Source organism: Rossellomorea vietnamensis, assembly GCF_008180615.1.
Lineage (GTDB): Bacteria > Bacillota > Bacilli > Bacillales > Bacillaceae_B > Rossellomorea > Rossellomorea vietnamensis_D.
On the sequence record NZ_VTEH01000007.1, the window covers coordinates 115,930 to 128,596 of the forward strand.

Here is a 12,667-nt window from a genome sequence, read left to right on the forward strand (position 1 = left end):
CATACTAATCCTTATCAGTAATGAAAGAGTGATAATATGTGGATTTTGACCATTTTTATTATATTGGCGGCCATTATACTGTGGTGCATACTGGACTTTCACTTTGGAAGGAAAGCTTTTGTGCGGACGGCCTACAGGCGTGATTACCAAAAGAGGCAAAGTGATATGGAGCTTATATCCACTGGGCCTGCTTTTTTTGAAAGGCTGTTTGCTGATATAAAAGAAGCAACTTCCTCCATTCACTGCCTCTTCTATATCGTCGAGAATGACCATTTGGGACGGCAGTTTCTGGAGCTGCTAAAGCAGAAAGCCAAAGAAGGTGTGGAAGTACGCCTTCTTATGGACAAGATCGGAAGTTTCAAAATCAAAAAGAAAATGGTAAAGGAATTGCAGGATAATGGCATAGTTGTTTACTTTGCCGAAAAGCCAAAGCTTCCCTACCTCTTCTTCTCCACCCAGCAGAGGAACCACCGGAAAATCACCGTTTTAGATGGGAAAATTGGATACCTTGGCGGTTACAATGTCGGAAAGGCCTATATTGATGAGGATCCGAAGCTTTCACCTTGGAGAGATTACCACATGCGGATTGTTGGAGAAGGGACGTCTGATCTGCAAAGGGAATTTGGAGTGGATTGGAAAAGGGCGACCGGCGAGGACATCATCAATAAGCCCGCTTACTTTCCTTCAGATTTAAAGAAAGGGGCTATGGAGCACCGCTTCTTTCCTTCAGAAGGATTCAAGATTGAAAGCCAGTTTGTTGAATTCATCAGCACAGCCAAAAAATCGATCTTCATCGGCACTCCCTATTTCATTCCTTCAGAAGAAGTGCTGGATGCTTTAGTCAAGGCATTGAAACGGGGTATAAAAGTGACCATAGTCAGCCCCGAGAAGCCTGACCATCCCCTTGTCAAAGAGGCTGCTTTTAAACATTTTCGTAAATTGATTCCTTTGGGAGCTGAAGTTTATCACTATCAGACAGGCTTTTATCATTCAAAATTAATTATTCTCGATGATGAGTTTTGCGACATTGGAACCGCAAACTTTGACTTAAGGAGTTTCTATGTGAACTTGGAGCTGAATAATTTCACCTACACTCAATCCTTTGTGGACGAAGTGCGTAAAGAAGTCCAGAAAGACATTGAAGGCTCAAAAAAGGTTTCATTGGATGAGCTTAATTCTGTCAGCATATTCACCAGATTTAAAGAAGGACTCGCTTCTCTGGTTTCGATATTATTATAATAACCCTCTAACAGTGAGGGTGAATTTTTTTTCGGGAGTGAAACGATGCAACTACGACTTGGATTTGTTGCCAATGCCCTGTCCCTATGGGATGCAAGCCCCTCCAAGACGATGACATTCAAGAGATACGGTGAGCTTTCAGAAGAGGAACGGGATCGGAAGCTGCTTGAGGTGACATCTGCCAACTTGGAACACACGAAAAGGATTCTTTATTATCTGGCTTCACATGAAATCCCCCTTTACCGGATGTCCAGCTCCATGGTCCCGCTGGCCACGCATCCTGAGGTCAAATGGGATTTCGTTTCTCCTTTTAAAGAAGAGTGGAAGGAACTTGGCCGCTTAATCAAGAAGTTCAATATACGGACCAGCTACCATCCGAACCAGTTTACCTTGTTTACAAGCCCAAAGGAATCTGTAACGGATAATGCGGTCGAGGATATGGTCTTTCACTACAAAATGCTTGAAGCCATGGACGTTCACGAGCAGTCGCTGATCAACATACATATCGGCGGAACCTATGGAAATAAGGAAGAAGCCTTGGCCCGGTTTCATCAAAACCTGCAAAAGCTTCCTTCTCATGTTAAAGAAATCATGACCCTTGAGAATGATGATAAAACCTATACTGTCGAGGAAACCCTCGAAGTTTGTGAAAAGGAAAGGATTCCTATGATCCTCGATGTCCATCATCATCAAGCAAACCAAAGTTCTGAGCCGCTGCAAACGTATTTACCTAGAATTTTCGACACATGGAAACACCGGAATCTGCGCCCGAAAATCCATATGTCCTCACCTAAATCTGAAAAAGCTTTCCGTTCCCATGCGGATAATGTGGATATCGACTTCGTTCTGCCTTACTTGAAGATGTTGAAAGAGCTGGATGAGGACACCGATATCATGATTGAAGCGAAGAATAAAGATATCGCCATGTTGAAATTGACCGAAGATATCGCAAAAATCCGCGGAGTGAAAAGAGTAGGCGGCGGCACCTTGAATTGGTAACAGAAAGGATACGATATGAAAAAGAATATTTGCTTATCGTGGAGCGGCGGACGCGACAGCATGGTCATGCTCGACCGTCTCCACTACTCCCCAGAATGGAACCCTGCCAGGCTGTTGACCACACTGGCAGAAGAAGAACAACGGGTCATGATGCACGATATCCCGCTTTCCCTCCTGAAAAAACAGGCAGAAGCTCTGAACCTTCCCCTTCTTCCGGTATTAATGAAACAGGGGGCAGGCAATGAAGAGTACGAAGCCGGCATGAGCTCCGCATTGGGATCTCTTAGTGCCCAGGAAATTCAAGCAGTGGCTTTCGGCGATATCTATCTAAAAGATATTAAAGCCTACCGGGAAAGTCAGATGAGTCAAACTCAGCTGGAACCCGTTTTTCCTCTATGGGGAGATACGACCTCAAGCTTAAGCAGGGAGTTCATCGATAAAGGCTACAAAGCCATTTTAGTCTGTGTGGACGAATCCCAGCTTGACCCCTCCTTCCTCGGCCGGGAATACGATGATAACCTGCTGCGTGACCTGCCAAGCAGTGTCGATCCCTGCGGAGAAAACGGCGAATTCCATACATTCGTCTATGACGGCCCGCTGTTTAAGCAACCAGTCGAATTCAACAAGCTGGAAACCATCAAGAAGTTTGAGAGATTCCATTATTTACATGTTGAATAAAAAGCGGAAGCGGCCGTTCAGCGCCGTACAGATTTATGGGATCTCGCATGAGATAAAGGAAACACGACGAACGTAGTGAGTCGATGTTGACTTATCGCAAGGAGAGAGACCAAAATCTGCTAGGCGCTGGCCGCTGGAGCTGGATTGAATAAAAAGCGGAAAGGCCCCGCTCAGCGGCGTACGGACTGTACCGGCCCCGCATGAGATAAAGGAATCACGAAGAACGAAGTGATTCGATGATGACTTATCGCAAGGAGGGGATGGGCAGTACGCTAGCCGCTGGGGCCTTGGAGCTGGATTGATAAAAAGCGGAAGCGGCCCGTTCAGCGGCGTACGGACTGTACCGGCCCCGTATGAGATAAGGGAATCACGAAGATCGGCGATTCGATGATGACTTCGCAATTTTGTTCCAATCTCTGTCACTGTGTTTATATTAAACCCGCGACAAAGCATGCCAATCAATTTTAGGGAGAAATAAGGGGAGAAATTCCGCTTATTTATGAAAATAGCAGTAAAAAAGCTAAATTAAGCGGAGAAATTTCCCTTATATACATAAAAGATGAGAAAAGAGGCTACTTTTCTGTGCTTAAGCGGAAAAACTCCGCTTATATACGCCAAATCTGATTCTATTCCACTGCTTAACCGGAGAATTTCCGCTTATTTCTTTCCAATCTTTATACAGGCATAGTTAAAACCCCGGCGGACTGTCTGCCGGGGTTTTCTGTGGATTTTATAAGCTTCTCTTAAACAAAACCATTATGCCTGATTTAAAATCTATCTGTTTAAATATTGCCTGTCTGCCCCATGTACCTGCAGCCACTTATTTCATCATCGACTCAATCATTGGCTGTGCCCAGGCATACACTTTGAAGCCAAGGTAGATGCCGATGATTCCCGCCACACCTGCAAAAGCCGGAGGTGCAGGAATAGGCAGTTTAAAAAGAGCAAATAAAAAGCCAACAATAAAGCCTGTCAATACAGCTAATAATACTGTTTTCATCATGTAACCTCCATTATTGTCTATGTTCCTAGGTTACCCAGTGTAGAACAAACTATTTTTCATAAATGGACTCATATCGTAGTGTGATTTCATGATGTAAAAAGAGACGGCGAAGCACTGTCCTTCAGCCGTCTTTTTACTATTTTCAACGTGCTTTTAATTACATTTTATCCGGAGCAGAGACCCCGATTAACTTCAATGCGTTTTTCATCGTGATACGCACTGCTTTAATCAATGACAAGCGGGCTTTCGTCAATTCAGGATTCTCCATATCCAATACCTTCTCTGCGTTGTAGAAACTGTGGAATGTAGATGCCAGCTCATTGATATAGTTAGCGATACGGTGCGGTGTCCGCTTTTCAGCAGCATCTGCAACGATTCCCGGGAAATCTCCCAGTTTTTTCAGCAGTTCGATTGTTTTTTCAGCTTTCAGAAGTGAGTGATCTGCACCCTCTTCAAAGCTGATTCCCTGTTCTTCCGCTTGGCGCAGAATACTGCAAATGCGGGCATGAGCATATTGCGCATAATACACAGGATTTTCATTCGATTGAGACACAGCAAGGTCAAGGTCGAAATCCATATGAGTATCGGCGCTTCTCATCGCAAAGAAGTAACGCACTGCATCAAGGCCGACTTCTTCCACCAGGTCACGCATCGTCACAGCTTTTCCTGTCCGTTTGCTCATCTTCATTTTTTCACCGTTTTTAAACAAGTGGACCAGCTGAATCACTTCAACCTCCAATTGATCGCGGTTATAGCCAAGCGCCTCAATAGCCGCCTTCATCCGCGGAATGTATCCGTGATGGTCAGCTCCCCAGATATTGATCAAAATATCATGACCGCGCTCAAACTTGTCACGATGATAAGAAATATCCGGTGTTAAATAAGTGTACGTGCCATCATTTTTAATTAGTACACGATCCTTATCATCACCCAATTCTGTGGAACGGAACCAGGTCGCCCCGCCTTCTTCAAAAACATGATTGTTATCTTTGAGTGCTTTTAAAGCATCGTCGATTTTGCCATTTTCATAAAGAGATGTTTCAGAGTACCAGACATCAAACGGCACACGAAAATCTTCTAGATCTTTTTTCAATTTCTCCATTTCATATTTCAAGCCGTACTCACGGAAAAATGTATAGCGCTCTTCTTCAGGAGATTCGATATATTTATCACCGAATTCTTCCGCCAGCTTTTTCCCGATGCCGATAATATCAGCACCCTGGTAGCCGTCTTCAGGAACAGCCTTGTCATGGCCCAGTGCCTGAAAATAACGCGCTTCAACAGATAGTGCCAGATTGTGAATCTGATTACCGGCATCATTGATATAGTACTCACGGGTTACTTTATAGCCTGCCTTATCAAGCACATTGCACAGGGAGTCACCAACAGAAGCACCGCGGGCATGTCCAAGATGCAAATCGCCAGTCGGGTTCGCTGAAACAAACTCGACGTTGATTCTTTCTCCTTTTCCTGCCTCTGACCGGCCGTATTCATCTCCGGCTTGTAGTACGTTTGCTACAAGTTCTGTCAGGTACTCATTTTTCATGAAAAAGTTGATGAATCCAGGGCCTGCGATATCGATTTTCTCAACCGATGCTTCTCCCTGATCAATATTCGCCGCAATCTCATCCGCAATCATTCTCGGCGCTTTTTTCGCCACACGTGCGAGCTGCATCGCCATGTTAGTAGAGTAGTCACCATGTGACTTTTCCTTAGGTGTTTCCAAAATAACATCAGGCAGTTGATCTTCCGTCGCCAGTCCAGCTCTCAGGACCGCCGCTCTGATTTCTGATTTTAATTTTTCTTGTACTTTTTGTGCGATATTCATTGCTCTCTTCCTTCCTCCTTGTACGAAATGTTCATCTCATACTTTCCAACCGGGTTTCCCTGCATAAATAACTGATAAGCCAATCTTATTTCACCGTGGTTCCGGGTTCTATCCCCAGTGTGTGCCAATTTAGTTGTTTTCGTTGTGATCATCAATGTTCCGAGCTGGCTTTCATAAGAGCCGGCCAGCTCCTCGTCCTCCTTGAAAACCATCCTCATCTTCACTGCTCCGCTGCGCAGGATCAAAGCTTCTTCGTCTTGTTTCATCTTGACGATTGTATGTATCGTTCCTTCTTCTTGAACTTCATCATATTTCAGGAAAAATGAATCTCCTTTTTCATAGTATCTGCCATCCGAGAACAATTCAAAAGAGTCTTTTTCCTCACCATGCTGTATGCGGGTTTTCAAGTGAATTTTGACCTCAGTCTGTTCAATTCCTCCACCTTTCAAACCTCTCACATCCTTTGTAAAATTTGGCTCGCCATAAACGTACGTCCTTAACCCATTAAGTATATGAACAATCGGATAAAATTGCAATGAAACGGGCGGAATTCGGTTATTTCTATACTTTTCTGGGGCTGTTCTTCTGAACCTAGTCTGTCTGCTAACAAAGTGATTGCTGCTTCTTTGACCCGGTTTAGAGTTTTATCAGCCACTTGGGCGCTCTATCGACGAAATCAGGGGCTCTATCAACGAAAATGGGCCTTCTATCAACGAATTCTGCTTTCCTATCGACGAATTATGTACTTCTATCAACGAAAAACAGCATTCTTTCAACGAATAGCCTCTTTTCAACCACCTGCTTGGACAGGCGACAATCAACCGACCGGCTCTCCTTCCGGCTCAATCGACAATTTCTGACAAATTCCGGGTGGTGACTGTCACCCAAACAAAAAAACCGCCCCATTGAATCCATGACTCTCCAGGGCAGTTACAACTTTAAATACTATTTCACCCAGCCCAGCATCATTTCGCGGATGAGCTTGCTGGCTGTGTTGGCTGTTTGTTCGGATGCGTCATAAATCGGGGCCACTTCAACGAGGTCGGCTCCGACTACGTTCACTTCTGAACGGGCAATTTCATGGATGGAGGCCAGAAGTTCACGGGAGGTGATTCCACCTGCATCAACCGTGCCTGTTCCTGGCGCATGCGCAGGATCAAGGACATCGATGTCAATCGTTACATATACCGGACGTCCTGCGAGCGTTGGCAAGATTTCTTTTAACGGCTCCAGCACTTCAAACTTTGATATATGCATTCCGTTCTCCTTCGCCCATTGAAATTCTTCTTTCATGCCGGAACGGATTCCGAAAGAGTATACATTTTCGGGTCCGATATGCTCGGCGATTTTCCTGATCGGCGTAGAGTGTGACAGTGGCTCGCCTTCATAATTCTCACGAAGGTCTGTATGGGCATCGAAATGAATGATGGCCAAATCTTTGTGTTTTTTATAAACAGCTTTCATGACTGGCCATGAAACCAGATGTTCGCCGCCCATGCCAAACGGAATTTTGTTATCCTTCATCAGGCCGTCGATGTAATCTTCAATGATATCGATGCTTTTCTGCGGGTTCCCAAAAGGAAGCGGGATGTCCCCGGCATCGTAATACTTGATTTCTTTCAGTTCCCTGTCCAGATACGGGCTGTATTCTTCAAGGCCGATCGAAACTTCGCGGATACGGGCAGGGCCGAAACGTGACCCAGGACGGTAACTGACCGTCCAATCCATTGGCATTCCGTACAGCACAATTTGGCTGTCTTCATAGGAAGGGTGGCTGCCGATAAACACATTACCAGAGTAAGCTTCATCAAAGCGCATTTTTCAACACTCCTTTTAAAATTAATGCTACGTAACAATATTCAATAGGATAAGCGCCAAATACGCTCTATCACTGTAAAGCACTAAGAGGGACAGTCCCTTTTAGTGCTTTACTGCATTAAAGAATCTTCTCACTCCGTTAAGTCTTTTACAAACTTAGGCAGTGCAAAGCTGGCTTTATGAAGCTCTTTTGTATAGTATTTCGTTTCGATTTCATGGAAACGGTCATCGCTTACTTCCAGAGGATCATGTTTCTTGGAGCCGACTGTGAATGCCCACAGGCCGCTTGGATAAGTCGGGATGTTTGCCGTGTACAGACGCGTAATCGGGAAAATCTCTTTTACATCGCTTTGTACCTGGCGAATCAAATCTGCCTTGAACCAAGGGTTGTCACATTGAGCAACAAAGATTCCGTCTTCTTTCAATGCTTTAGAGATTCCTGCGTAGAATCCTTTTGTGAACAAGTTCACGGCCGGGCCAACAGGCTCAGTAGAGTCCACCATGATGACGTCATATTCATTTTCACTTTTCGCGATGTGCATGAAGCCGTCGCCTACCTGTACTTCCACTCTTTCGTTTTCAAGCTCGCCCGCAATCTCAGGAAGGTACTTTTTCGAGTACTCGATGACTTTACCGTCGATTTCCGCAAGAACTGCTTTTTTAACAGACGGGTGCTTCAACACTTCACGGATAACGCCTCCGTCTCCACCGCCGACAACAAGCACGGTTTCCGGGTTGGGATGTGTGAACAATGGTACATGTGCGACCATTTCATGGTAAACGAACTCATCTTTTTGAGAAGTCATGACCATGTCATCAAGAAGCAGCATGTTCCCCCACTCTTCTGTTTCGACCATATCAAGCTTTTGAAATTCCGTTTGCTCTGTATGTAAAGTTTTCTTGATTTTCATTGTAATTCCGAAGTTTTCCGTTTGTTTCTCTGTGAACCAGAATCCACCCATTTTACTTCATTCCTTTTCTAATTAATTCTCGCGGCCGGGGACAAGCATCATCATAAATATCCTTCCCCAACTGCATAAATACAAACATGAGAAAAAGTATAGTCTAATTTGGCGAAAATACAAGAATAATTATTAATTTTCTTCCTATATGTTTAAAAAAAGCTCCTGCTTTCCATAATGAATACTAATAAAACGGCAGATTCATAGGAAATGAGGGATTCACTTGGAAATCATCACAAGTTCCCGTTTACAAAAAACCAAAAAATATTTGCGCGCCGCAATCATTCTGGGCCTGCTCTCCACCCTGTTAATCCTGGCTGGACTAGCGGGTTTATTGACATACGCCAAAATCCAGGGGCCTCCCCCTCTTGCTGTTCCCCAGTCCACCCTTTTCTATGGTGCTGATGGATCGATCATCGGCGAAAGCAACAGCGGAGAGAAGAGATACTGGGTGCACCTCGAGAACATTTCACCCGATTTAATCGATGCCACACTGGCTATTGAAGATAAAGGATTTTTCTCGCACCACGGGTTCGATTTTAAACGAATCACGGCGGCCGGGTTAGCCGACTTGAAGGCAATGGCCAAAGTCCAGGGAGCTTCGACGATTTCGCAGCAGTATGCCCGGAACCTCTTTCTGACTCATGATAAAACATGGAAAAGGAAGATTTCAGAAGCTCTTTATACTTTGCGTCTGGAGATGAATTATTCCAAGGATGAGATTCTTGAAGGATACTTGAACACGATTTATTATGGCCACGGCGCTTACGGGATCGAGGCCGCCAGCCAATTTTATTTTGGAAAGGCTGCAGAAGCTTTGACAGTTGCCGAAGCCGCAATGCTTGCCGGAATCCCAAAAGGGCCGAGCCTTTATTCTCCGCTTGACTCTTTCGAAAAAGCAAAAGAACGCCAGGGCCTCATCCTCAATGCCATGAAGGAAGATAAAATGATTACAGATGAGGTTGCCGCTCAGGCTAAGGCGAAAACGTTGGCAATTGTCGGAAAATATCCGCATGAGTCAGTGGAAACCGCTCCTTATTTCCAGGATGTTGTTAAAAATATTCTCAGGAACCAACTGGGCATTGATGAGCGTACCGTCGAGCTTGGCGGCCTGAAAGTATACACAACACTAAATCCGCAGCATCAGCAAGCAGCGGAAGACGTAATTGAAAGAGAGATCGGCCCGGAATCTGATATCCAGGTTGGATTCACGGCCATCAATCCGAAAAACGGGCATGTCACCGCCATGGTCGGGGGCAGGAATTATGAGGAAAGTCCCTTCAACCGAGCCGTCCAGGCAGTAAGGCAGCCGGGATCAACCATCAAGCCGCTCCTTTATTATGCGGCGGTCGAGAAAGGGTTCACCCCTTCTACAACGATGAGGAGCGAACTGACTACGTTCAAATTCGATGACGGACAAAGTGAATACACCCCGCATAATTTTAACAATAAGTATGCAGGAGATGACATTACATTGGCTCAGGCGATTGCCATTTCGGATAATGTCTATGCCGTCAAGACCCACCTCTTCCTTGGTGAAGAAACGCTCACCGATACAGCCAAAAAATTCGGCCTTTCAACACCTGTTAAAAAGGTGCCGTCCTCCGCCCTTGGAACTTCCGGCGCAAGAGTCATCGATATGGTCAATGCTTATGGGATGTTTGCCAATGGCGGGTATAAAATCCGTCCCGTCTTCATTACAAAGGTGGAAGGCTTCAGCGGGGAAACCATCTATGAAAACAAATGGGAAAAGGAACAGGTTCTCGACAGGGATGCCGCATATGTCATGACACACATGCTCAGCGGCATCTTTGACCCCAAGCTGAACGACTATTCAACTGTGACAGGGATCACCATCCGTAAAGATGCGACAAGACCTTATGCCGGGAAATCAGGCACAACCAATTCAGATAACTGGATGATCGGGTTTGCTCCCCAGCTCACGGCCGGCGTGTGGACCGGGTATGATAAAGGAAAAGAAATTTCACTAGTAGAGGATAAATACTATGCCAAAAACATTTGGGTCCACTTCATGGAAGAGGCTTTAAAAGGCGAACCTGTCAAAGCATTCAAGCCAACCAAAAATGTCAAAGGCTATCTCGTCAATCCGCATAACGGAAAGCTCGCAACCAAAGGGTGTCCGGTCCAGCGCTTCACGTACTTTGTAAAAGGAACTGAACCGACTGAATACTGCGATGAGCATCTTCATGAAGAGACTCCGGCTAAACCGCCGGCGGCCGAGCCGAAAGAGGAGAAAACACCGTGGTATAAAAAATGGACAGAGTGGTTCTAAACTGGTTTCCTGGACGGGACGCAGTATGAGATTGTAACCGGTATCAGAGGCTGTCGAACCGCCCGCCAACAATTATCCGGCGCGATTCTTCATCAAGTGCACCGGGCTGTCCAAGAGGCCGGGTGACAGCGGAGCCGCGCAGCTGAAGCGTAAACAATAAGCATAAGACCATCTAAAAAAGCATAAGAAAAACCCCGGGTTTGTGCGAACCCGGGGTCTTTCATGTCCTAGTTTGATTTGTGCAAACTGTGATTTAAGTTTACTTTTTTTCTCGCCAATGAGCAAGATGTGAACGATTTTTTCTTACAACTGTCACATTTCGTTCAAACTATTGTCATAATTTGTAAGAACATTTCAGACAGAGAGTCCTTCTTTCAGTTTATCTTCAGATCTCTCCCACATTCCTTTATCATGGTTGATGAGGTAGTCTTTTAAGATGCCTTTTGAACGGTCATCCATGTCATCGACAATGATATGGCGCTTGATTGATTTATCCATCCGGTTCACGTGTTCAGGCAGGGATTTATAGCCTCTGCGTTTTTCCGTATTGACGACCATTTCACAGGCTGTCACGCCGGCATAATAAGGGCCGTCCGCTTTCCGGTCGATGGTCACCCAGACAAGCCAGTAAGGTTTACCGCCTTCCGAATCTTCACGATTAGTCGTGAATTTGATTCTTTTTTCCACGGAACTGCGGGCATGCATCGCACCTATGTCAACAAAAGCTTCTCCTTCCTGCACATCAACGAATACAGGGGATACATTATCCAGGCTCAAAGAACCGATTCCGAAGCCGCCGTGCCCGTCTGTCGGGTCATTTTTGATAATATTAAAGCCTACTTTGCTCTTCTTTTTTTCATCCATCTATATCGCTCCTTCTGCTTTATGAAAATCTTTTCGTAAACTTTGTTGCTATTTGATACTTATTCTGAGAAATATCTATCTCAAAAAGGAAAAAATATGGTAATACCGAAAGAAAAAGAGCTGCTCTTCCTCGATAAGAGATAAAACTCTTAGTATCCGGGGAAAAATCCGGATTTTAGGATTTTTCTAAAAGCAACAATATATCCGAAAACAGCCTTATGAAAATAATGAAAATACCGCATAGTAAATCGTATTGAACGTCTGTCCCACAGCACTCATCCCGCCGTTGATCACCGGCCAGATCGTGTAACGGTCAAGAGGGGTAATGACCAAAATCAAAAACAGCAGAACGCCATATTGTTCATACTGCGACATCTTTGAGCGCAGGCGGGGCGAAACAAGGTCCTCGATAATCCGGTAGCCGTCCAAGGGAGGAAACGGCAATAGATTAAATATGAACAAAAGGATGTTCAGGTATACAATCATATTGAAAAGGTCGATGAAAAACTGGGGAACGACCGTGCCGAAACCAAAAGTGATGATAAAATAAAAAATTCCGTAAGCGATGAACGCTATGAGGAAGTTGCTCAGCGGTCCCGCCACCGACACAAGCACCCCTGCCAGCTTCGGCTTCTTGAAGTTGAAGCGGTTCACAGGAACAGGCCTTGCCCAGCCGAAGCCGGCAATCAAGATAAAGAGGGTCCCGATTGGATCTAAGTGCTGAATCGGATTAAGGGTAAGCCTTCCTTGATCCTTCGCGGTATCATCCCCGAATTTGTGTGCTACATAAGCGTGTGCATATTCGTGAAACGTGAATGCCAGGATCAAGGCAATGATCACGAAAGGAAGCTCTTCTAAATTAAAGGCTAAAAAGTCCAATGTCTGTTCTCCTTCATATACATAAATGATTTTAAAAATAGGTAATATCTCTATCTAAATATTCTCTATCATCCAGACTTGCTCCTTCTGGAAAATACGATAAA

The 12,667-nt window shown here is 45.0% G+C and carries 11 protein-coding genes; 4 read left to right on the forward strand and 7 right to left on the reverse strand.

The features are described 5' to 3' along the window. The first annotated feature begins 36 nt into the window (after positions 1–36). Genes cls through FZC79_RS11320 form a run of 3 tightly spaced genes read left to right on the forward strand, consistent with a single transcriptional unit; the run spans position 37 to position 2,916 of the window. On the forward strand, positions 37–1,239 hold the full coding sequence (gene cls / locus FZC79_RS11310; protein WP_148946902.1) for a cardiolipin synthase: 1,203 nt from the start codon (positions 37–39) through the stop codon (positions 1,237–1,239). 45 nt (positions 1,240–1,284) lie between these two features. Then, on the forward strand, positions 1,285–2,238 hold the full coding sequence (gene uvsE, locus FZC79_RS11315) for a UV DNA damage repair endonuclease UvsE (protein ID WP_148946903.1): 954 nt from the start codon (positions 1,285–1,287) through the stop codon (positions 2,236–2,238). A 15-nt stretch (positions 2,239–2,253) separates the two neighbouring features. Next, entirely contained in the window at positions 2,254–2,916 is a 663-nt protein-coding gene (locus FZC79_RS11320; protein WP_148946904.1) for an adenine nucleotide alpha hydrolase, read from the forward strand. An 820-nt stretch (positions 2,917–3,736) separates the two neighbouring features. Here FZC79_RS11320 and FZC79_RS11325 read toward each other — a convergent pair. From FZC79_RS11325 to speE, 5 genes are all read right to left on the reverse strand, one after another. Further along, positions 3,737–3,916, reverse strand: coding sequence for a XapX domain-containing protein (locus FZC79_RS11325; RefSeq protein WP_148946905.1), 180 nt, complete (start codon positions 3,914–3,916; stop codon positions 3,737–3,739). 160 nt (positions 3,917–4,076) lie between these two features. Beyond that, positions 4,077–5,747 carry an arginine--tRNA ligase gene (gene argS, locus FZC79_RS11330; RefSeq protein ID WP_148946906.1) on the reverse strand — a complete coding sequence of 557 codons (1,671 nt, stop codon included), beginning with the start codon at positions 5,745–5,747 and terminating at the stop codon, positions 4,077–4,079. Next, positions 5,744–6,205, reverse strand: a complete 462-nt coding sequence (locus FZC79_RS11335) for a DUF1934 domain-containing protein (RefSeq protein WP_148946960.1) — start codon at positions 6,203–6,205, stop codon at positions 5,744–5,746. Before FZC79_RS11335 ends, argS begins: the two co-directional genes overlap by 4 nt. Before the next feature lie 487 nt (positions 6,206–6,692). Further along, complete coding sequence (gene speB / locus FZC79_RS11340; RefSeq protein ID WP_148946907.1) at positions 6,693–7,565, reverse strand: agmatinase; 873 nt, start codon at positions 7,563–7,565, stop codon at positions 6,693–6,695. Positions 7,566–7,696: 131 nt separating this feature from the next. Beyond that, positions 7,697–8,527 (reverse strand): polyamine aminopropyltransferase, encoded by an 831-nt coding sequence (gene speE / locus FZC79_RS11345; protein ID WP_148946908.1) that lies wholly within the window; start codon positions 8,525–8,527, stop codon positions 7,697–7,699. 223 nt (positions 8,528–8,750) lie between these two features. Here speE and FZC79_RS11350 point away from each other — a divergent pair, with 223 nt between their 5' ends. After that, positions 8,751–10,820: a transglycosylase domain-containing protein gene (locus FZC79_RS11350; protein WP_148946909.1), complete on the forward strand. Its 2,070-nt coding sequence runs from the start codon at positions 8,751–8,753 to the stop codon at positions 10,818–10,820. Between the two features lie 354 nt (positions 10,821–11,174). On the opposite strand, the gene FZC79_RS11355 is transcribed toward FZC79_RS11350, so the two are convergent. Beyond that, the gene (locus tag FZC79_RS11355; RefSeq protein WP_148946910.1) at positions 11,175–11,684 is read right to left on the reverse strand and encodes a YwhD family protein; all 510 of its coding nucleotides are present in this window, start codon (positions 11,682–11,684) and stop codon (positions 11,175–11,177) included. Positions 11,685–11,900: 216 nt separating this feature from the next. After that, positions 11,901–12,563, reverse strand: a complete 663-nt coding sequence (locus FZC79_RS11360) for a site-2 protease family protein (protein WP_148946911.1) — start codon at positions 12,561–12,563, stop codon at positions 11,901–11,903. Positions 12,564–12,667: the final 104 nt, after the last annotated feature.

What these genes read in the sequence shown, in the direction of transcription:
- cls (WP_148946902.1), top strand. Translation starts at nt 37, where the DNA reads ATGTGGATTTTGACCATTTTTATTATATTGGCGGCCATTATACTGTGG.
- uvsE (WP_148946903.1), top strand. Translation starts at nt 1,285, where the DNA reads ATGCAACTACGACTTGGATTTGTTGCCAATGCCCTGTCCCTATGGGAT.
- FZC79_RS11320 (WP_148946904.1), top strand. Translation starts at nt 2,254, where the DNA reads ATGAAAAAGAATATTTGCTTATCGTGGAGCGGCGGACGCGACAGCATG.
- FZC79_RS11325 (WP_148946905.1), bottom strand. Translation starts at nt 3,916, where the DNA reads ATGAAAACAGTATTATTAGCTGTATTGACAGGCTTTATTGTTGGCTTT.
- argS (WP_148946906.1), bottom strand. Translation starts at nt 5,747, where the DNA reads ATGAATATCGCACAAAAAGTACAAGAAAAATTAAAATCAGAAATCAGA.
- speB (WP_148946907.1), bottom strand. Translation starts at nt 7,565, where the DNA reads ATGCGCTTTGATGAAGCTTACTCTGGTAATGTGTTTATCGGCAGCCAC.
- speE (WP_148946908.1), bottom strand. Translation starts at nt 8,527, where the DNA reads ATGGGTGGATTCTGGTTCACAGAGAAACAAACGGAAAACTTCGGAATT.
- FZC79_RS11355 (WP_148946910.1), bottom strand. Translation starts at nt 11,684, where the DNA reads ATGGATGAAAAAAAGAAGAGCAAAGTAGGCTTTAATATTATCAAAAAT.